Raw genomic sequence first — 19,833 nt, forward strand, 5'->3', positions numbered from 1 at the left:
CATCTAGCGTTGCATCGCCGACCACGCTTTCTGCAAGCGCTTGACGGAAACCGGCATAGGCGTGCGCAGCTCTTGGGCGAACAGCGCCACCCGCAGCTCCTCCAGCAGCCAGCGGAACTCGTCCAGCTGTGCGTCGCGTGCGCCTTTCAGGCCGGATACGGTCCGCTGGTATTGCACCAGCAACGGCGCCATCTCGGCCATCAGGCGGCCATCCCGGGCGGGATCGGCGCGCAGCTTTTCGATACGCCCCTGCGCCCCCTTCAGATAACGCGGATAGTGGGTCAGGTGGCGATACGGCGTCTGGCGCAAAAACCATTTTCCCATCAGCTCGGACTGCTGTTTCTGCAAGTCGGCGTACGCGGCCGCATGCGGCTTGGCTTGCGGCAGCTTCTTCTGCAGGGCCGACCACTCCGCCAGTATCTGACCGGCCAGCCGGGCCATTTCCTGAACCAGCAGGCCCAGGCGCGCCTTGCCCTCGTTGCGCCGCTGCTCGAAAGCTTGTTGGTCGACGGGCCATGGCTCGGCCAGGCAGGCCTGGTCCAGCGCGCAATCGATGATCTGCTGGCGCAGTTCCTCTTGTGTCCCCAGGCTCATGTAGAGCATGCTCATGCGGGTCAGATCGGCAATGTTCTTTTCCTGGAACTTGACTTGCTCGCGTAGCGCAATGCGAAACAGGCGCAGCAAGCCGGCATGATGCCGCTGGCGGGCTTCGGCCGGGTCGTCGAACACATCCAGGTCGCAATGCGTCTGGCGGTCGATCAGCGCCGGATAGCCAATGAAGGACTGCCCCTTGCGCTGGATTTCCAGGATTTCCGGCAAATGGCCGAAGGTCCAGCCTGTCAGTTTTTCATGCGCCAGGGCCTGGGCGATCTGGTCGTCGCGCGCCGCCACCTTCTGGAAGGAAGCCTGCGCCTGGCGGCCGTGCTCGGCCTTGAGCTGGTCCAGGTTGCGCCCGCCCGACAGCATGCGCCCATGCTCATCCACCACCTTGAAATTCATGAACAGGTGCGCCGGCAGGTTCTCGGGCTTGAAGTCGCTGCGCAGGGGCCTGACCTTGAGTTGTTCCCACATATCGGCGCCGATGGCTTCCAGCAGTCCCCGGTCGGGGTGGGCCGCCCGTTCAAACCAGCGCTCGACGAAGCCGGCTGCGTAGTCCGGCAAGGGCACGCAATGACGCCGTATTTTTTGCGGCAGGGACTTGAGCAGCAGATGGGTTTTTTCCTTGAGCATGCCGGGCACCAGCCACTCGCAGCGCAGCGGATCGATTTGGTTCAGCGCAAACAGCGGCACCGTCAATGTCACGCCATCGCGCACGGAGCCGGGCTCAAAGTGATAGTCGAGCGCCATCTCCACGCCCTGCCACTCTACCTTCTTGGGAAAGACATCGGTGGTAATGCCCGCGGCATCGTGACGCATCAGGGCGTCGCGCGTCAGCATCAAGGCCTTGGCCTGCTCCTTGCCCAGGCCCTTGTGCCATTTTTCCAGGGTCGCCGTCTGATAGACGTCGGCCGGAATGTGCTTATCGTAAAACGCATAGATCAGGGCGTCGTCCACCAGGATGTCCGGCCGCCGGGTCTGGTGCTCAAGCTTTTCGATCGACGCAATGAGCTGCCTGTTGTGCTTGAGAAAAGGCAGAGCGGATTCTATGTCGCCCGTCACCAGCGCCTGGCGGATGAACAGCTCGCGGGCCTGCACCGGATCAATCTTGCCGAAATGGACGCGCCGGCCCGTGTAGACCGGCAAACCGTACAGGGTGGCCCGCTCGTTGGCCACCACCTGCCCGGCTTTTTTTTCCCAGCGGGGGTCCGACCAGCTGCGCCGTATCAGGTGGGCGCCCGCCCTTTCAAGCCAGGCCGGGTCGATGCGTGCAACACAGCGCGCATACAGCCGGGTGGTCTCGACCAGTTCGGCCGCAATAATCCATCGCCCCGCCTTCTTGACCAGCCGCGACCCCGGATGTATCTGGAAGCGGATATCGCGCGCGCCCTGATAGCCCGGCGACTCTTCGCTTTTCAGGCCGATATTGCCCAGCAGGCCAGCCAGCAAGGCCATGTGCGTCTGTTCATAAGTGGCCTCGAGCGTGTTCAAGCGCCACCCCTGTTCTCCGACCAGCGCGGCCAGTTGACTGTGCACATCGCGCCATTCGCGCAGCCTGAGCGGCGACAGGAAGTTCTGGCGCAGCAAAGCCACCAGCTTGCGCTGGGACGCCTTGTGCTCGACTTGCTCGCCATACCAGCGCCATAGTTTCAAGTACGAGATGAACTCGGACTTGTCGTCGCCGAACTTCGCATGCGCGGCCTCGGACGCCTCGCGCTCCTGCATGGGGCGGTCGCGCGGGTCCTGTACCGACAGCGCCGATGCGATGATCAGTATTTCGTCCAGGCAATGCTGGTCCTTGGCGGCCAGGATCATCCGGGCCAGGCGCGGGTCCACCGGCAGGCGCGCCAGCGTGCCCCCTACTTCGGTCAACTGATTCGCGTCGTCGATCGCGCCCAGCTCTTGCAGCAAATGATAGCCATCGGCAATCGCGCGTCCAGGCGGGCGGTCGACAAAAGGAAAGGTTTCAATGTCGTCCAGCTTCAGGGCCTTCATGCGCAGAATCACCGACGCCAGCGAAGAGCGCAGCACTTCGGGGTCGGTAAAAGGCGCACGCTGCTTGAAATCGGCTTCGTCGTACAGGCGCACGCATACGCCCGGCCCGATCCGGCCGCAGCGGCCCGCCCGCTGATTGGCCGAGGCCTGGCTGATGGGCTCGATGCGCAGCTGCTCGACCTTGTTGCGCCAGGAATAGCGCTTGACGCGCGCCAGGCCGCTGTCCACTACGTAGCGGATGCCGGGGACGGTCAGCGAGGTCTCGGCCACATTGGTGGCCAGCACGACCCGCCGCCCGCTGCCCTGCGGCCGGAAAATGCGTTCCTGCTCGGCCTGCGACAAACGGGCGTACAAAGGCAATACCTCGGTGCCCGGCGGATGATGCTTGCGCAGGGCCTCGACCGTTTCACGTATTTCACGCTCTCCGGGCAGGAAGACCAGCACATCGCCCGGGCCATGCCGCGCGCACTCGGCCACGCCGTCGACGACGGCGTCGATCAGGTCGCGCTCTTCGTCCGCAGAGGAACGCCGCGCGCTGTTGTCGCCGTCGGCGCCCGCCTCGGCCTGCAGCACCGGGCGATACAGGATGTCTACCGGATACAGGCGGCCCGACACCTCGATCACGGGCGCCGGCTTGCCATGCTGCGCAAAATGCTGGGCAAACCGGTCGGCGTCGATGGTGGCCGACGTAATGATGAGCTTCAGATCGCGCCGCCTGGGCAGCAGTTGCAATAAAAATCCCAGCAGAAAATCGATATTCAGACTGCGTTCGTGCGCCTCGTCGATAATGATGGTGTCGTACCGGCGCAGCAAGGGGTCGCGCTGCGATTCGGCCAGCAAGATGCCGTCCGTCATCAGTTTGACCGCCGCATTGGGCCCGGTGCGATCGTTGAAACGGATCTGGTACCCCACCCAATCGCCCAGTTCGGTGTCCATTTCCTGGGCAATGCGCTTGGCGACCGAGGTAGCGGCCAGCCGGCGCGGCTGCGTATGCCCGATCATTTTGCGCTGGCCACGTCCCAGTTCCAGGCATATCTTGGGCAACTGCGTTGTCTTGCCAGACCCCGTTTCACCGCACACGATCACCACTTGGTGGTCCCGTATCGCCCGGGCAATGTCATCGCGCCGGGCGCTGACGGGCAGATCCTCGGGGTAATGCAAGGGCGGCAAGGGACGCTCGGCCCTGGGCTCCTGCCTGGCGGAGCGGGCCTTGCGCGCGCCTTGGCCGCTGTCCGCCTGGTTCGCGGTGTGTGTGTTTTCCGACAATTTAACTGGCACTTGCATGAAACTTCTTTAGTATGGGCTGTCCATCATTATAATTTTGGATGGATCCAACCCCAGCCGAGACCTTGAACGACGACATGACCACGATTGAAACCGACACGACACTATCCGCGCAGGACGCCCCTGAATTCGCTCCGGCCCAGTTTGTGCGATGGTTTCGCGAGGTTGCCCCGTATGTCCATGACTTTCGGGGCAAGACCTTTGTCGTGGCTTTTGGAGGCGAACTGGTCAGCGATGGCGCCCTGAACACGCTGATACAAGACTTATCGCTGCTGTCGGCTCTGGGCGTCAAGCTGGTTCTGGTGCACGGGTCGCGCCCGCAGGTCAACGAGCAGCTCAAACTGAAAGGTTACCAGACCCAGTTCGGACGCGGCACCGAACCCACCAGCGCGGAAGCGCTGGAATGCGCCAAGGAAGCCGCCGGTGAAATTCGCCTGGATATCGAAGCGGCGTTCAGCCAGGGTTTGCCCAATACCCCCATGTCGCACGCCCAGGTCCGCGTTATTTCGGGGAATTTCGTCACGGCCCGTCCGGTTGGCGTGATCGACGGCGTCGATTACAAGCACGCGGGCTCGGTCCGGAAGATGGATACGGACGCCATGAAAAGCGTCATCAACCAGGGCGCCATCGTGCTGCTGTCGCCCCTGGGCTTTTCGCCTACGGGGGAAGCCTTCAATCTGGCCATGGAAGATCTGGCCACCAGCGCCGCCATCACCTTGCGCGCCGAAAAACTGATCTTCCTGACGCAAAACCGCACGGTGCAGGACGAAGACGGGTCGGTCGACACCGAGCTGGCGCGTGAAGATGCCGACAAGCTGCTGGCCGAGGGCAAGCTGGACGAAGACACGGCTTTCTTCCTGGCCCATGCGTCGCGGGCAGTCAAGCGCGGCGTGGCGCGCGCCCATCTGGTGCCATACACGCTCGATGGCAGCGTGCTGCTTGAGATCTTTACCCACGATGGCGTGGGAACCATGGTGGTGGAGGACACGCTGGATGACCTGCGTCCGGCATCGGTCGACGATGTGGGCGCCATTGTGCAGCTTATCGAGCCTCTGGAAGCCGACGGCACGCTGGTGCCCCGCGGCCGTTCCGTTATCGAGCGCGATGTGGAAAATTTCACGGTGCTGGAGCACGATGGCGTGATTTACGGCTGTGTGGCCGTCATGCCTTACCTGTCGGAAAACATGGCCGAAATGGCCTGCCTGATCGTGCACCAGGAGTGGCAAGGCGCGGGCGAAGGCGAGATGCTGCTGCGTCATGCGGAACTACGGGCGCGAGGGATGGGGGCAAAACGCTTGTTCGTGCTGACGACCCGCACGTCGCACTGGTTCATGAAGCGCGGTTTTGTACAGGGCGGGATTTCCGATCTGCCCAAAGAGCGCCAGGCGCATTACAACCGGTCGCGGAATAGTCTGGTGTTCATCAAGAAGCTGTAGGCTTAGTTCAACCCTGACGAATTTGAAATGGGCAGGCTGGCTGGGTTGTTGGATCGGTGGCCGTGTTCTGGTTCTGTTGGGCGTTTGATGGCCCGCATCCAATTATTGTGCTTAAGAAGGCGGGCGTGGCGGGCGCTGCTCCGGCTTCGCGCGCTACGGCCCTGGCGTTGCCAGGGCTGCCCGGTTCAGCCGTATCAATCGTGGCGAGTGCGGAACTCGCCCGAATGGACAGCCCCCGGCTGTCCATAAGCACTGGGCTCAAACAGCCGCACTCTTGCATCCACGATTGATACGGCTGAACCGGCTTGCGCGAGGCGCCTGCACAGCACCCGCCACGCCCGCCTTTTAGACAAGAGATAACTGACACGTCCTTTTTATCGCCTGACTGGGCCTGTATCTTTTCGTCTGATCACCTTGCTATGGCTCGATATTTCCACACTTGTATCAGCTGTGTACTTTGCTGTTTTATCCGTGGCGATGACGAGCCCTGCGGGCTGCCTTGGGCTGGGGCCGGCGTTTAGGCGTGCGCCGCAGGCTTCCGAAGGCAGGCCGGGGGCTGTCGTCGGGCGCTGTCTGAGCGAGCGCAGCGAGTGAGTTCGCCCGACGCCCGGCCTAACGAGGAAGATGCGGAGACAAGCACGCCGTGCCGGAACCAGCCCAAGGCAGCCCGCAGGGCTTCACCCTAACAGCAAAAACCGTCAGCAAAGCGGCCCCCATAGCACTGCACACCCCCCATCCCGGTACAATAGAAACGTTCGCCAACTCGTTCTAAAGGTAAGACTCTTATGGCACGCATGGTTCAATGTGTAAAACTCAAACGCGAAGCCGAAGGCCTGGATTTTCCGCCCTATCCGGGCGAGCTCGGTACCCGCATCTGGCAAAGCGTATCCAAAGAAGCATGGGCCCAGTGGATGGATACCCAGACCCGGCTCGTTAATGAAAACCGGCTTAACCTGGCCGATGCCCGGGCCCGCAAATACCTGGCCGAGCAAATGGAAAACTTCTTGTTCAAGGACGCCGATGTCGAAGCCCAGGGTTACGTCCCGCCCTCGGCCTGAACCACCGCGCCTGCGCTGAATGCGGGGCGCAACAAAGCAAAAAAGGCAGCTGAAACGCTGCCTTTTTCATGCATCAGGGTTGGCCGGTCAGGCCTGCTTGCCTTCAGCGTCCGCCTGCTTGTCGCTAGCCTTCTTGGCCGGCTGCTCGTCGGCTTCCTCTGGCAAGGGCTCGCCGCGCGCCAGGCGCTCGGTATTCTTCAGGCCGGTATGGCGCACGTCATCGCCGTGCACCATGTAAATGACGCGCTCGGCCATGTTCTTGGCGTGGTCGCCAATGCGTTCGAGCGCGCGGGCAATGAAGATCAGGTCGATCGAGCGCGAAATGGTGCGCGGGTCTTCGATCATGTAGGTGATGACGTGGCGCAGCGAACCCTTCCATTCCTTGTCGACTTCTTTGTCGTTGCGCACGACTTGGGCGGCGTGGATCGGATCCATGCGGGCGAAGGCGTCGAGCGCATCGCGGATCATGGTCGTCACGAAGGAAGACATGTGCCGCAACTCGACCACAGGTTCGTAGTGGCTATTGTTTTCGTGCAGGCGGCGCGCCATCTTGGCGATTTTCTCGGCCTCGTCGCCGCAGCGCTCCATGTCGGTCAGCATCTTGGACACCGACAGCAACAGGCGCAAGTCGACCGCCGTGGGCTGATTGCGGGCGATCAGCAGGCTGATGCGCTCGTCGATATCGACTTCCAGCCCATTCACTTCTTTTTCGCGCTCGCGCACCTTGTCGACCAGGCTCATGTCGCCTGTGGCCAAGGCGTTCATACCATCCTTGACCATGGCCTCGACCAACCCGCCCATTTGCAGGAACAGGGAACGTGTCGTTTCAAGGTCGGTATGGAACTGCTTGTTGGTATGCTCGATCATGTCAACCTTTGGTCAGCGCAAGAATAAGTTAAAGAATAGCGTAGCATTATCATTGGCTATTGTGTAGCCTCTAAGCCCTGCAAGGCTACGCGCCAATTGTGACGGGATTATGACGGTGTGTTTTCAGTGTCACGGCCAAGCTGGCGCACGCCCTCTTGGGTGGACATCAGCAAGATGTCGGCGCCCGCCAGGGCAAACAGGCCGCAACTGACCACTCCCGGGATATTATTGATCAAGGCTTCCATATCGGCCGGCGCGGTAATGCTCAGGCCCGACACATCAAGGATCTGGCAGCCGTTGTCGGTGACGAAGCCGCTGCGCAAGACCGGCGTTCCGCCCAAGGCAGCCAGGCGCCGGGCCACGACTTCGCGCGCCATGGGGATGACCTCGACCGGCAAGGGAAAATGCCCCAAGGTCTGGACCAGCTTGGACTCGTCGACAATGCACACGAATTGCCGGGCGACCGATGCCACGATTTTTTCACGCGTGAGCGCGCCGCCCCCGCCCTTGATCATGTTCAGGCCGTGATCCACTTCGTCGGCCCCGTCGACATACACAGGCATGGCCTGGACGTCGTTCAGGTCGAAAACCTGGATGCCCAGCGCCTGCATGCGCGCCGCGCTGCGCTCGGAACTGGACGCCGCCCCGCGAAAGCGGCTCTTGTGAGGCGCCAGCGCATCGATGAACAAGTCGGCCGTCGAGCCGGTACCGACGCCCAGTATCGCGTCGGGCGCCAGCAAGGGCAGCACGAACTGCACGGCCGCCTCGGCTACATTCTGTTTGAGTTCTGTCTGGGTAAGCATGTCTGGTCCGGGCCTTGTGGTTCAGGCGAATAGTTCGCCGTATTTTTTTTCTGAAAAACCAACGGCCACTTGGCCATCTTTGGTCACGGTGACGGGCCGCCTGACCAGGGTGGGATACTCGGCGATCAGGGCCAGCCATTGGCTGTCGGTCTCGGGCGTCTTGCGCGCATCGGGCAGATTCCGCCATGTCATCGAGGCCCGGTTGACCAGCTTTTCCCAGCCGCCCAGCTCATTCGCCCACGCGGCAAGCTGCTCGGGGCCGATGGGATGGTCGCGGTAGTCGGTCAATGCGAAGGCCACGCCGCGCTGCGTCAACCAACTTGCGGCTTTGACGCAGGTGCTGCATTTCTTGAGTCCATAAAGCTGCACAGTACCCATTTTCTATCCTTTATTAAGATTGCCTGCGCCACTGCACCCGGTTGGCGACAATGACGAAAATACCGACCACCAGGATGAACAGCGTTGCCAGAGCGTTGATTTCGGGCTTGAGTCCGAGTCTGACGCGGGAGAAGATTTCCAGCGGCAAAGTGGTATAGCCCGGTCCCGACAAGAACGAGGCGATCACCACGTCGTCGAGCGACAGCGTGAACGCCAGCAGCCAGGCGGCCAGCAAGGCGGGAAAGATCAGCGGCAGGGTCACCACAAAAAACACCTTCAGCGGCGTGGCGCCCAAGTCCAGGGCGGCTTCCTCGAGCGAGCGATCCAGATCGCGTATACGCGCCTGGATAATGACCGCGACATAGGCCATGCACAGCGTCACATGCCCGACCCAGATGGTGAACACCCCATTGCCGTCGGGCCAGCCGAACAGGTCGCCGATTTCCACGAACATCAGCAACAGGGAAATGCCCAGCACCACCTCGGGCACCACCAAAGGCGCGCTGACCATGCCGATGTACAGGGAGAAGCCGTGGAAGCGCCCCATCCGGGCCAGGACATAGGCCGCCCAGGTACCGATCACCACCGCGGCCGTCGCGGTCAGCGCGGCAATGAACAGGGACAGGCGGGCCGCATCCAGCAAGGCCTTGTCATTGAATAGTTCAACATACCATTTCAGGGAAAAGCCCGTCCACGATGTCATCATCGACGAGTCGTTGAACGAAAAGGCCATCAGGCACAGAATGGGTATGTACAGGAAGGCGTAGCCCACCGTCAGCACGATGGCCCGCAAAACGGGATCAGGCCGGGTCATGCGCGCCTCCGCTTGCGTACTTGCATCTGCTTGACCTGGTTGTGCTGGAAGATGATCAACGGGACCAGGAGCAGCAGCACCATCACGCAGGTCACTGCGGCGGCCATGGGCCAGTCGGCGTTATTGAAGAATTCGTTCCACATGACCCTGCCCATCATGAGCGTATTGGCGCCCCCCAGCATTTCAGGAATCACATATTCGCCGACAGAGGGAATGAATACCAGCATGGACCCCGCAATCACGCCCGGCATGGATAAGGGCAGCGTCACCCGCAAGAATGCGCGCCAGGGTCTTGCCCCCAGGTCGTAGGCGGCCTCGAGCAGGCGCAGGTCCAGCTTGACCAGGGTGGCATATAAAGGAAGGATGAAAAAGGGAAGATAGGCGTAGATCAGCCCGATATACACGGCCAGATCGGTGCGATAGATCTCGAGCGGCGTGTCGATGATGCCCAGCCACTGCAGCAGATTGTTCAGCAGGCCGTCGTTGCGCAAGATGCCCACCCAGGCGTATACGCGCAGCAGCAGCGAGGTCCAGAACGGCAGGATCACGCCCAGCAGCAACAGGTTGCGCACGGCAGGATGCGAGCGCGCAATGTAGTAGGCCATGGGATAGCCGATGATCATGCAGCACACGGTGGTGACCGCCGCCATCTTGACCGAATTCAGGTAGGTGGCGATGTACAGGCTGTCGCTGAACAGCAAGGCGTAGCCACGCAGGCTCAGCGCCAGCGTCAGGGTCTGCTCTTTCAGCTCGGCCAGCGGCGTATAAGGCGGAATGCCGAACCGCAGGTCCGAGAAACTGATCTTCAGGACCAGCAGGAACGGCAGCAGCAGGAACAGGCCCAGCCATAAGAACGGGGGGCCTATCGTCAACAGGCGCCGTGCCTGCGGGATGCGCCAGAACATGCCCTTCATGACGGCAGTACGGTGGCGCTGTCGTTGGACCAGGCGACGTAGACTTCATCGTCAAGCGCCGGCGCGTCGGCCTGTGCCAGAATCATGCTGGGCACGGCGGCTTCAACCACATGCCCTCCGTCCAGGCGGACCTGATAGCGAGCATAGCTGCCCATCCAGGCCACGTGACTGACCATGCCGTGCCCCCAGTTGGATTCGGCATCGGGCTGCTCACGCAGCACCCGGACATTCTCGGGCCGGATCGATACGTGCACTTCCATGCCCAGCGGTTCGCTGACGCCGTGATTGACATACAGCGGGCGGGTCAGCTCGCCGCTTTCAATCAGCACGTGATCGGGTTCATCGACGACGATGGTGCCGGTAAACAGATTGGTGGAACCGATGAAGCCGGCCACGAAGCGCGAATTGGGAAAGGCGTAGACGTCGTGCGGCGTGCCGCACTGAACGATCTGGCCCTCGCTCATGACCGCCAGCCTGTCGGCCATGGTCATGGCCTCTTCCTGATCGTGCGTCACCATGATGCACGTGACCCCGACCTGCTCAAGAATCTTGACCAGTTCAATCTGCGTTTTCTGGCGTATTTGCTTGTCGAGCGCCGACATGGGCTCGTCCAGCAGCAACAGCTTGGGCCGTTTGACCAGGCTGCGCGCCAGCGCCACGCGCTGCTGCTGCCCTCCGGATAGCTGATGCGGCTTGCGGCGCGCAAAGCCGGCCATCTGGACCAGGTCCAGCGCCTCGAAGACGCGCTCGTGGATTTCGTTCTTGGCCACCCCTTCCTGCTTCAGGCCGAAGGCCACGTTGGCCTCGACGGTCATGTGGGGGAAAAGCGCGTAAGACTGAAACATCATGTTCACCGGACGCCGGTACGGCGGCAGATCGGTGATGTCTTCGTTATCGAGATAGATACGCCCCGACGTGGCTTCCTCGAAGCCTGCCAACATGCGCAGCAAGGTCGATTTGCCCGAGCCGGAGCTGCCCAGCAGCGCGAAAATCTCGTGCCGGCGCACGGACAGATTCACCGACTGGACGGCAACCGTATCGTCGTAAATCTTGACGATTTCTTCGACACGAACGAACTCGTCGGCATCGCCGGACCATGAAGAAGCGGCAGGTCGACTGTCAAGCATGATGTCAGCGTCCCGATTTGAGTTCGGCCCACATGCTGGTTTGCAGGCGCAGGATGGGCAGCGGCTGGGGCTTGATGACGTACAAAGTCTTGGACACCTCGGCCGGCGGATAGATCATGGGGTTGTCGGCGACTTCCTTGACCACGTACTTGCGCGCTTCCTTGTTGGCATTGGGATAGAACATGACGTTGGTGATGGCGGCGTGCACCTCGGGCGTCTCGATGTAGTTGATGAAGGCCAGGGCCTCGTCCACATTTGCAGCCCCTTTGGGAATGGCCATGGTATCGAACCAGACCGGCGCCCCGCCGTCGGGGATGACATAGTCGACCTTGTAGGTCTTGCCGGCCTCGCGCGCGCGGTGCGCGGCGATCATGACGTCGCCTGAATAGCCGTACACCATGCACAGGTCGCCCGCGGCAAGCTCATCGATGTAGCCCGAGGAACTGAACTGCCGGATGTAGGGACGGATGGTCTTGAGCAAGGCCAGCGCCTGCTTGTAGTCTTCGGGATCGCTGCTGTTGGGATCCTTGCCAAGGTAGTGCAGCACGGCGGGGAAAACCTGAGCGGCCTCGTCCAGCACAGAGATCCCGCAGGCCTTGAGCTTTTCGGCATGTTCGGGCTTGAACAGCATGTCCCAGCTATTGAGCGGGGCGTCGTCGCCCAGGATGTCGCGGACCTTGGTTACGTTATAGCCCAGCCCATTGGTGCCGTAGCCCCAGGGCACCAGGTACTGGTTGCCGGGGTCGACGGACGCCACGATATCCATGATGTCCTGATCCAGGTACTGCCAATTGGGGATTTTTGACTTATCGAGCTTCTGGAACAGGCCGCCTTCGATCTGGCGAGCCGCATAGTGCGTAGAGGGCACCACGACATCGTAGCCCGACTTGCCCGTCAGCAGTTTGGCCTGCAGGGTGTCGTTGCTGTCGTAGACGTCGTAGCGCACTTTGATGCCCGTGGCCTGCACAAAACCGGATATCGTGTCGGGCGCGGTGTATTCGGCCCAGTTATAGACGTTGACGACTTTTTCCTGCGCCCATGCCGACGACATCGCTGCAGCCAGGGTTGCGCCCAGAAACCATTTTTTCGCTGTGGTGAATGTCATTGCAAGCCTCTCCAGACGATACAAAAAGCCAAAAGGCGTGATCATAAAGCTTTTCTGGCTAAACGTGTCCCGTTGCAGCCTCGAGCCGTGTATAAGCCTGGTCCAGGGCCTGCCACCAGGACAGCGCCGATTCGCCCCCGACCTTGAGCAGGGAACGGCGCAGGCGCAGCAAATTGGCGCGCCGCGCCGCGGCCGGCATGGCCTGCCTGCGGCCCTTGTCGAAATCGATCAGCCAGACCTTGCCTTGCGCATCAAGCAAAATATTGTACGCATTCAGGTCGGCATGCCAGACCCCGGCATCATGCATCGCGAAGATGGCGCCGGCCACGGCCGCATGATCGGCGCAAGCCAACTGCGCGGCCAAAGGCCCGACCCCTGCGATCCGTGCCGTCAGAAGCGCGGCGCGATAGCTCAAGCCATGGCGCCAGTAGGCCGCGGCAAGCGGCCGCGGCACCGGCAGGCCGCGGCCGTGCATGTAATGCAGAAGATCGAATTCCGCGAACGAGCGTGTGGCGGCGGCGCCCGTCCAGATATAGCGGTCGGCGCTGAGCCGGGCCATCAGCCCGCCGCGCCGATAATGGCGCAGCACGCCCTGGCCGAACTCGCCCTGCACGAACCAGGCCGCCTGGCGCCCACCCTGCGCCACGGCGACCGCGTTCAATACGCTCGAGGCGGGATCGAACAGAAAGGCGCCGGGCGCGCTGATCCGGCTGGCATCGACGCGCATGGCGCCGTCCGGCAGGGCAAGGTCTTCCGGCTGGATGGGCCCGTTCATGCCATCTCCCGCAAAGAGACCAGGGGGGGTGTTTTCAGTACGCCCGCCAGGGCGAACCGGCCCCCGATCAGCGCAGCCGCCACCCCTACCGCGACGCCCGCGGCCCACGGCCACCACGACAGCGTCAGGGAAAATTCGAATACATAGTAGGCCAGCAGCCAGGCAACCGCCACAGCCGCGAAAGCGGCCAGCAATCCCGCCATGGTCCCCAGCAGCACCAGTTCGATATGCATGGCCCCGGCCAATTGCCGGCCGCTGGCGCCCAGCGCCCGCAGTACGGCCACGTCGTGCATGCGCTCATCGCGAGTGGAAAACAGGGCGGCGCCCAGAACAAGCACACCGGCGGCAACCGTGAACAGGAACAGCAGTTGCACCGCCTGGACCACCTGATCCAGCACGTGCTGGACCTGGCCGAGGATGGAGCCGACGTCGAAGACCGTCAGATTGGGAAATTCCTTGATCAAGGCCTGCACAAAGGGTTGCCCCGACGGCGCCACGTGCAGGGAAGTGATGAAGGTGACGGGCGCATCGGCCAGCGCGACGGGACTCATGACTGCAAAAAAATTGGCCTGGAAAGAATCCCAATCCACCTTGCGCAGCCCACTGACTTCGACCTGCACTTCCCGGCCGGCCACATCGAAAGTCAGCGTGTCCCGCAGCTTGATGCCCAGCGTCTGCGCCAGGCCGGTCTCGATCGAGACCTCGGGGCGGTCCAGCCGCAGCCAGCGTCCTTCCGCGATCTGGTTGCTGGAAGGCATGGTATCGGCATAGGACAGATTGAACTCCCGGTCGACCATGCGCTTGGCGCGCGGGTCCTGATAGCTGTCGCCGTTGACGGCTTGCTGATTGATGGCCAGCAGGCGGCCGCGGATCATGGGCGACATCAGCACCGTATCGGCACCGGCCGCCTTGAGACGCTGCGTGACAGTCTCGCGCTGATCGGGCTGGATATTGATCAGGAAGGTATTGGGCGCATCGGCCGGCAAGGTGCCCTGCCAGCCCTGCAGCAAGTCCGTCCGCGTGATGGCCAGCAACAGCAGGATCATCAGGCCCACGGACAAGGCGCACAGCTGAGTCACGGTCAGGCTGCGGCGGCGCGCCATGCCCGCCAGGGCGAAGCGCAATACCGGATATCCCCGGCTGCGGTAACGCAGCAGGCCCAGCAGCGACACCATGGCATAGGCGAGCCCGGCGAACACCATCAGCGCCAGCAGAAAGCCCGCGGCCACGATACCGCTCAGGCGCACATCGCCGGATATCCAGACGATCAGGCCAAAGAACGCCGCCAGGCCAAGCAAATACGCGGGCCAGCGCCTGGCCGCCTGAGCCGTGTCGCGCCGCAGCACGCGCGCAGGCGGCACATTGCGCAAGGCTGCCAGCGGCGGCAGCGCAAAGCCCAGCAACAGCAAAAACCCGGTGGCCATGCCTTGCCAGGCCGGAAGCAGGCTGGCGCGCGGCAAACTGGTTTGCATCCAGCCGGTCACAATGGACACCAGCCCTTGATGCACCGCGTAGCCCGCCAGCGAGCCGAGCGCGGCGGCCAGCAAGGCCAGCAACAAAAACTCGACCCAGAGCATCCAGCCCAATTGCGCCTTGCTGGCCCCCAGGCAGCGCAACACCGCGATACCATCCTGATGCCGCAGGCCAAAGCGCCGCGCCGCCAGGGCAATCGCCACCGCAGCGATCATGACCGTCAAGAGGGCGACAAGCACCAGGAACTGGTGCGCGCGCGTCAGGGCCCGCTGGACTTCCGGCCGATTGGTTTCCAGCGTACTGAGCCTTTGCCCGCGCTGCAGATTCGCGTCTAGCCAGCGCTGGTAGCTGCCCACCGACTCGGCGGCCCCGGCCAGCAGCAAGTGATAAGTAATGCGGCTGCCCGGCGCCACCAGCCCGGTGGCGGGCAAGTCGGCAAGATTCATCATGACCCGCGGCGCCACATTGACGAACTGCATGCCGCGATCAGGCTCATAGGCAATGATGCGCGCAATACGCAACACGCTGTCGCCGACCAGCAAGGTATCGCCCACGCCCAGGCCCAGCAGCCCGAGCACCTGGGGGTCGACCCACACCGAGCCGGGTTCGGGCGCCTGCGCGACCTCGACCGCCGCGCCCCCCGGCACATCGGCCAGGCGCAACGCGCCGCGCAAGGGATAAGCCTGCGATACGGCTTTCAGGGAGACCAACTGCGCATCATCGCCGCCGCTGACCATGGAGGGGAACTGCAAGGTCTGGGCGGTGGCCAGATTCCTGGCTTCGGCCTGGGCCAGGAATTGGGCGGGAATAGGCTCGTCGGCACGCAGGGCCAGGTCGCCGCCCAGCATTTGAGCCGAGTCGCGCTCGAGCGCGCGCCCAACCCGATCGGCCAGGAAACCCACGCTGGTGACGGCGGCAACGGCGATCAGCAAGGCCAGCAGCAACAAACGCAACTCACCGGAATTCCAGTCGCGCTGCAACGCCCTGACCCCCAGCCGAGTATTTGAAAAGATGCCAGGACGCATTTGAATCAGGCCTTCATGAGCAAGAGAACCATAATAACAAGAAGCATGCAGGCGAACATCAGCTTCAGGCGCGGTTCGGGCAGTGCGTAGGCCAGCTTGACGCCGTAAGGCACCAGAACAATGCTGCCCAGCGCCATGGGCAAGCCCATCAGCCAGTTGGCCTGCCCGTGCGCCGCATAGGTGAACAGCGCCACAAACGTGCCCGGGATGATCATCGTCAGGGCCAGCGCCTGCGCGCCCGTCTGCGTCAGGCGGAACACGGTGGTCAATATGGGCACGACCAGCACCGAGCCGCCAACGCCGAAGACCCCTCCGGCCAGGCCGGCGACCATGCCGATCAGGGCAAACCAGCCTTTATGAAATGTTTCGGCCTGCCGCCCGGGGGCGGCGGGCGCGCCCGGCCGCGTGCCGCGCAGGCCCTGGTACACATAGAACACGGCAATACCCAGCACAAACACCGCATAGATGTGCCGCAGCAGCACTGGGTCGATGCCCAGGGCGATCTGGGCGCCTATCCAGGTAAAGACGATGGAACCCGCAGCACCGGCTCCCGCCGCGCGAAAGTCTATCTTGGCGTTCTGGTTGTATTTCCGCACCGTCATCAACACGGCGGGCAGCACCATGATCAGCGCCGTGCCCTGCGCTTCCTGCTGGCCCATGCCGGCGACCAGGCCAAGCAGCGGAATGGCCAGCAAGCCGCCCCCTATGCCCAGCACACCGCCCGTAAACCCGATCAGCGCGCCGGAAAGCAGGCAGACCGCCGCAATAACATACCACTCCAACATCATCCCCTATGCGGCTTCCCGCAAGCGTGCGATGGCGGCGTCCACGCGATCCACCGCCCAGATTTCCAGGCCTTCAATGGCCTGCTTGGGCGCGTTGGCCTTGGGAATGAGCGCTACGCTGAACCCCAGCTTGGCCGCTTCGCGCAACCTTTCCTGGCCGCGCGGCGCAGGCCGGATTTCACCGGCCAGGCCGACCTCGCCAAACACGACCAGCCCCTTGGGCAAGGGCTTGTTGCCCAAGGACGACATGATGGCCAGCAGCACCGCCAGGTCGGCCGCGGGCTCGGTGATTTTCACCCCGCCCACCGCGTTGACGAAAACGTCCTGGTCGTAGGTGACTACCCCCGCATGGCGATGCAGCACGGCCAGCAGCATGGCCAGCCGGGTGCCTTCCAGCCCCACCGACAGGCGGCGCGGGTTGGGTACGTGCGCCGTGTCGACCAGCGCCTGGATTTCGACCAGCAGCGGGCGCGTTCCTTCTTGCGTGGCCATCACGCATGACCCCGGCACATTCTGTTCGTGCTGCGAAAGAAACAGGGCCGAAGGATTGGCCACGCCGCGCAAGCCGCGATCGGTCATGGCGAACACGCCCAGCTCATTGACCGCGCCGAAGCGGTTCTTGAAAGCCCGCACCAGGCGGAAAGAGGAATGCGTGTCCCCTTCGAAATACAGCACGGTATCGACAATGTGCTCCAGCACCCGCGGCCCCGCCAGGGTACCGTCCTTGGTGACGTGCCCGATCAGCACAATCGTTATGCCCGTCTGCTTGGCCAGCCGGGTCAGTTGGGCCGCGCATTCGCGCACCTGCGACACCGACCCGGGCGCGGCGCTGAGCTCGCTGGAATACAAGGTTTGAATGGAGTCGATCACCGCCACGCTGGGCCGCTGTTCCGTCAGGGCGGCCATGATCGATTCCAGGCGGATTTCCGCCAGCAGATCGACCTCGCCGGTCACCAGTTCCAGCCTGCGGGCGCGCAATGCCACCTGCTCGGCCGATTCTTCGCCCGTCACGTACAGGACCTTGACGGCGCGCGACAACGAGACCAGCGCCTGCAGGAGCAGCGTCGACTTGCCTATGCCCGGATCGCCGCCGATCAGCACGACGGCGCCCGACACCAGGCCGCCCCCCAGCACGCGGTCGAACTCGGCGATGCCCGACGGTTGGCGCGGCAATTCCCGCGCTTCGATTTCGGCCAGGCTGCGTACCGGGCTGGCCCCGGCCAGCGGAGCGTAGCGGTGCGCCGGCACCCCGGTATCGCGCGACTCCTGCAGCGTGTTCCAGGCGCCGCAATGCGGGCACTTGCCCTCCCATTTGGGGCAACTGCCACCGCATTCGCTGCATATGAATAAGGTTTTTGATTTGGCCATCGTGCGAGTTTAACCGGCCACCGCGACTACCGGCCCGCCAGGCTGCCCCCGCCATCCACGCCCAGGACCTGACCGGTCATGTAGCCTGCCTCGTCGCCCAGCAGGAAGGTCACCGCGGCGGCGACATCGGCCGGAGAGCCGAAACGCCCCATGGGGATGGACGCCAGCGCTTTTTTTTCTGTATCGCTGCCTTCGGGATGGCCGGCGCGGAACAGCTCGGTGTCGATCGGGCCGGGCGATACCGCGTTGACGGTAATCCCATAGGGAGCGAGTTCAAGCGCCCAGGTCCGGGTACACCCGATCAGGGCGCTCTTGGCGGCCGAATAGCTGGTGCGATTGATGCCGCCATGCGTCACGCGGCTGCATATATTGACGATGCGGCCTTCCTTGCGGGCCTTCATCGACGGCACAAAGGTTTGCGTGACCTGCACGGCGACCCGCACGTTCAGGTCGAACACTTGGTAGAGCGACGCCAGGTCGACTTCGCCCAGCGGCTCAGGCAGGACGACGCCGACATTGTTCACCACGGCGTCGACCGGATATTTTTCGCGGATGACGCGCAGCATGTCTTCGGTTTCGCCCGCGTTATTCAAATCACAGGAATACAGATAACCCGGAAAATCGATGTCCTGGGTATGACGGGCCAGGCCCACGACATGGCAGCCCTGGTCGGCCAGGCGCTGGCTGATTGCCCAGCCTATGCCTTTTGTTGCGCCCGTTACCAACACACATTTATCTTTCACGCGATGTCCCTTTTGGTGGATCGACACACTTCTGGGCGTGCCGTATGGCGGTCGAACTTACGGATTAAACCGTCCTGCGCCCCGTCCGTCAATCAACAACAACCTTAATCAATAATGGCCCTGGGCACGCGCGGCGCGACGGCGCACAGCAGCTCGTAGCCTATCGTGCCCGCGGCCTGGGCGACTTCATCGACCGACGGGCCGCCATGCCCCCACAACACCACCGGGCTGTTGACCCTGGCCTGCGGAACCGGCGTCAGGTCGACAGCCATCATGTCCATGGACACGCGGCCGATCAACTGAGTGCGCACCCCGTCGACCGTGACGGGCGTACCCGTGCCCGCATGGCGGGGGTAGCCGTCGGCATAGCCGCAGGCGACGATGCCGATGCGCATCGGCCCCTGCGCCATAAAGGTATGCCCATAGCCCACGCCCGCCCCCTGGGGGATGTCGCGCACGCTGATCAGGCGGGCGGCCAGCGTCATCGCCGGCAGCAGCCCCAGTTGCGCCGCGCTCCGGTCGGCAAAGGGCGACGCCCCATACAGGCAGATTCCGGGCCTGACCCACTGCGCTTCGTCGCAGGGGACGGTCGTCCACAAGCCCGGCGTCAAGGTGGCCGCCGAGTTGCACACGCTGAAGCGGCCGGGCAAGCCCGCCGCAACACGGTTGAAGACATCCAGTTGTTGTCCTGTGACCACAGCATCGTCGTCAGCCCGCGCAAAGTGGCTCATTTTCCCGACCAGATTGAGCACGCCGCGCTCCCGGGCATCCAGCGCCTGCCGGTAGGCGTCCGGATAGGCCTCCTGGGAAAATCCAAGCCGATTCATCCCGACATTCAGTTTGACAAAGGCATCCAGCGGCCGCGCGGGTTTTGCCGCCGCCAGCATGTCGAGCTGCTCCTGGCAGTGCAAGGCCGTGGCCAGGCGATATTCGTCCAGGACGGGAATATCGCCGGGTTCGAAGAAGCCTTCGAGCAGCAAAATGGGCTTGGTCCAGCCCAGCTCGCGGCATCGGACCGCTTCGTTCAAGTCCAGCATGGCCAGGCCATCGGCCTGCGCGAAAGCGCTTACCGCCTGGTCTATCCCGTGACCATAGGCATTGGCCTTGATGACCGCCCAGATATTCGGACGGGCGGGCCGGGAACGGGTGCAGGCTTGTTCCAGCTGCGTTGCAACAGCGCGTAAATTATGACGCAATGACGATAAGGAAATCGTCGCCGAAATCGGACGGGGCATGACTTCTCTCCATGGATAGCGAAGTCTAAACCACTTGGCCGCGCTTCGCTG

At 62.9% G+C, this 19,833-nt stretch carries 16 protein-coding genes; 2 read left to right on the plus strand and 14 right to left on the minus strand.

The window, feature by feature from the left end; all coding sequences use genetic code 11:
* Positions 1–3 precede the first annotated feature (3 nt).
* The gene (gene hrpA, locus RE432_RS16670) at positions 4–3,876 is read right to left on the minus strand and encodes an ATP-dependent RNA helicase HrpA (RefSeq protein ID WP_310934645.1); all 3,873 of its coding nucleotides are present in this window, start codon (positions 3,874–3,876) and stop codon (positions 4–6) included.
* A gap of 77 nt (positions 3,877–3,953) precedes the next feature.
* Here hrpA and argA point away from each other — a divergent pair, with 77 nt between their 5' ends.
* Complete coding sequence (gene argA, locus RE432_RS16675) at positions 3,954–5,312, plus strand: amino-acid N-acetyltransferase (protein ID WP_310935208.1); 1,359 nt, start codon at positions 3,954–3,956, stop codon at positions 5,310–5,312.
* Positions 5,313–6,097: 785 nt separating this feature from the next.
* Complete coding sequence (locus tag RE432_RS16680; protein ID WP_310934646.1) at positions 6,098–6,370, plus strand: oxidative damage protection protein; 273 nt, start codon at positions 6,098–6,100, stop codon at positions 6,368–6,370.
* Positions 6,371–6,457: 87 nt separating this feature from the next.
* Here the strand turns inward: RE432_RS16680 and phoU are convergent, their stop codons facing one another.
* From phoU to alr, 13 genes are all read right to left on the minus strand, one after another.
* Positions 6,458–7,237, minus strand: a complete 780-nt coding sequence (gene phoU / locus RE432_RS16685; protein ID WP_310934647.1) for a phosphate signaling complex protein PhoU — start codon at positions 7,235–7,237, stop codon at positions 6,458–6,460.
* 107 nt (positions 7,238–7,344) lie between these two features.
* On the minus strand, positions 7,345–8,040 hold the full coding sequence (rpiA, locus tag RE432_RS16690; protein WP_310934648.1) for a ribose-5-phosphate isomerase RpiA: 696 nt from the start codon (positions 8,038–8,040) through the stop codon (positions 7,345–7,347).
* Between the two features lie 21 nt (positions 8,041–8,061).
* Complete coding sequence (locus RE432_RS16695; RefSeq protein WP_310934649.1) at positions 8,062–8,418, minus strand: Spx/MgsR family RNA polymerase-binding regulatory protein; 357 nt, start codon at positions 8,416–8,418, stop codon at positions 8,062–8,064.
* A gap of 13 nt (positions 8,419–8,431) precedes the next feature.
* The gene (locus tag RE432_RS16700) at positions 8,432–9,232 is read right to left on the minus strand and encodes an ABC transporter permease subunit (RefSeq protein WP_310934650.1); all 801 of its coding nucleotides are present in this window, start codon (positions 9,230–9,232) and stop codon (positions 8,432–8,434) included.
* Positions 9,229–10,146 (minus strand): ABC transporter permease subunit, encoded by a 918-nt coding sequence (locus RE432_RS16705; RefSeq protein ID WP_310934651.1) that lies wholly within the window; start codon positions 10,144–10,146, stop codon positions 9,229–9,231. Before RE432_RS16705 ends, RE432_RS16700 begins: the two co-directional genes overlap by 4 nt.
* On the minus strand, positions 10,143–11,273 hold the full coding sequence (locus tag RE432_RS16710) for a polyamine ABC transporter ATP-binding protein (protein WP_310934652.1): 1,131 nt from the start codon (positions 11,271–11,273) through the stop codon (positions 10,143–10,145). Before RE432_RS16710 ends, RE432_RS16705 begins: the two co-directional genes overlap by 4 nt.
* 4 nt (positions 11,274–11,277) lie before the next feature.
* Positions 11,278–12,378 carry a polyamine ABC transporter substrate-binding protein gene (locus RE432_RS16715; protein WP_310934653.1) on the minus strand — a complete coding sequence of 367 codons (1,101 nt, stop codon included), beginning with the start codon at positions 12,376–12,378 and terminating at the stop codon, positions 11,278–11,280.
* 58 nt (positions 12,379–12,436) lie between these two features.
* Positions 12,437–13,153, minus strand: a complete 717-nt coding sequence (locus tag RE432_RS16720; RefSeq protein WP_310934654.1) for a 3-deoxy-D-manno-octulosonic acid kinase — start codon at positions 13,151–13,153, stop codon at positions 12,437–12,439.
* Entirely contained in the window at positions 13,150–15,651 is a 2,502-nt protein-coding gene (locus RE432_RS16725; protein ID WP_310934655.1) for an FtsX-like permease family protein, read from the minus strand. Before RE432_RS16725 ends, RE432_RS16720 begins: the two co-directional genes overlap by 4 nt.
* 5 nt (positions 15,652–15,656) lie before the next feature.
* Complete coding sequence (locus tag RE432_RS16730; protein ID WP_409079884.1) at positions 15,657–16,439, minus strand: sulfite exporter TauE/SafE family protein; 783 nt, start codon at positions 16,437–16,439, stop codon at positions 15,657–15,659.
* A gap of 3 nt (positions 16,440–16,442) precedes the next feature.
* Positions 16,443–17,804, minus strand: coding sequence for a DNA repair protein RadA (radA, locus tag RE432_RS16735; RefSeq protein WP_310934656.1), 1,362 nt, complete (start codon positions 17,802–17,804; stop codon positions 16,443–16,445).
* Positions 17,805–17,830: 26 nt separating this feature from the next.
* On the minus strand, positions 17,831–18,547 hold the full coding sequence (locus tag RE432_RS16740) for an SDR family oxidoreductase (RefSeq protein WP_310934657.1): 717 nt from the start codon (positions 18,545–18,547) through the stop codon (positions 17,831–17,833).
* Between the two features lie 104 nt (positions 18,548–18,651).
* Positions 18,652–19,782, minus strand: coding sequence for an alanine racemase (alr, locus tag RE432_RS16745; RefSeq protein WP_310934658.1), 1,131 nt, complete (start codon positions 19,780–19,782; stop codon positions 18,652–18,654).
* Between the last annotated feature and the right edge of the window lie 51 nt (positions 19,783–19,833).

It is taken from the genome of Pusillimonas sp. SM2304 (genome assembly GCF_031628915.1).
GTDB lineage: Bacteria > Pseudomonadota > Gammaproteobacteria > Burkholderiales > Burkholderiaceae_B > Pusillimonas_C.

What these genes read in the sequence shown, in the direction of transcription:
- hrpA (WP_310934645.1), bottom strand. Translation starts at nt 3,876, where the DNA reads ATGCAAGTGCCAGTTAAATTGTCGGAAAACACACACACCGCGAACCAG.
- argA (WP_310935208.1), top strand. Translation starts at nt 3,954, where the DNA reads ATGACCACGATTGAAACCGACACGACACTATCCGCGCAGGACGCCCCT.
- RE432_RS16680 (WP_310934646.1), top strand. Translation starts at nt 6,098, where the DNA reads ATGGCACGCATGGTTCAATGTGTAAAACTCAAACGCGAAGCCGAAGGC.
- phoU (WP_310934647.1), bottom strand. Translation starts at nt 7,237, where the DNA reads ATGATCGAGCATACCAACAAGCAGTTCCATACCGACCTTGAAACGACA.
- rpiA (WP_310934648.1), bottom strand. Translation starts at nt 8,040, where the DNA reads ATGCTTACCCAGACAGAACTCAAACAGAATGTAGCCGAGGCGGCCGTG.
- RE432_RS16695 (WP_310934649.1), bottom strand. Translation starts at nt 8,418, where the DNA reads ATGGGTACTGTGCAGCTTTATGGACTCAAGAAATGCAGCACCTGCGTC.
- RE432_RS16700 (WP_310934650.1), bottom strand. Translation starts at nt 9,232, where the DNA reads ATGACCCGGCCTGATCCCGTTTTGCGGGCCATCGTGCTGACGGTGGGC.
- RE432_RS16705 (WP_310934651.1), bottom strand. Translation starts at nt 10,146, where the DNA reads ATGAAGGGCATGTTCTGGCGCATCCCGCAGGCACGGCGCCTGTTGACG.
- RE432_RS16710 (WP_310934652.1), bottom strand. Translation starts at nt 11,273, where the DNA reads ATGCTTGACAGTCGACCTGCCGCTTCTTCATGGTCCGGCGATGCCGAC.
- RE432_RS16715 (WP_310934653.1), bottom strand. Translation starts at nt 12,378, where the DNA reads ATGACATTCACCACAGCGAAAAAATGGTTTCTGGGCGCAACCCTGGCT.
- RE432_RS16720 (WP_310934654.1), bottom strand. Translation starts at nt 13,153, where the DNA reads ATGAACGGGCCCATCCAGCCGGAAGACCTTGCCCTGCCGGACGGCGCC.
- RE432_RS16725 (WP_310934655.1), bottom strand. Translation starts at nt 15,651, where the DNA reads ATGCGTCCTGGCATCTTTTCAAATACTCGGCTGGGGGTCAGGGCGTTG.
- RE432_RS16730 (WP_409079884.1), bottom strand. Translation starts at nt 16,439, where the DNA reads ATGATGTTGGAGTGGTATGTTATTGCGGCGGTCTGCCTGCTTTCCGGC.
- radA (WP_310934656.1), bottom strand. Translation starts at nt 17,804, where the DNA reads ATGGCCAAATCAAAAACCTTATTCATATGCAGCGAATGCGGTGGCAGT.
- alr (WP_310934658.1), bottom strand. Translation starts at nt 19,782, where the DNA reads ATGCCCCGTCCGATTTCGGCGACGATTTCCTTATCGTCATTGCGTCAT.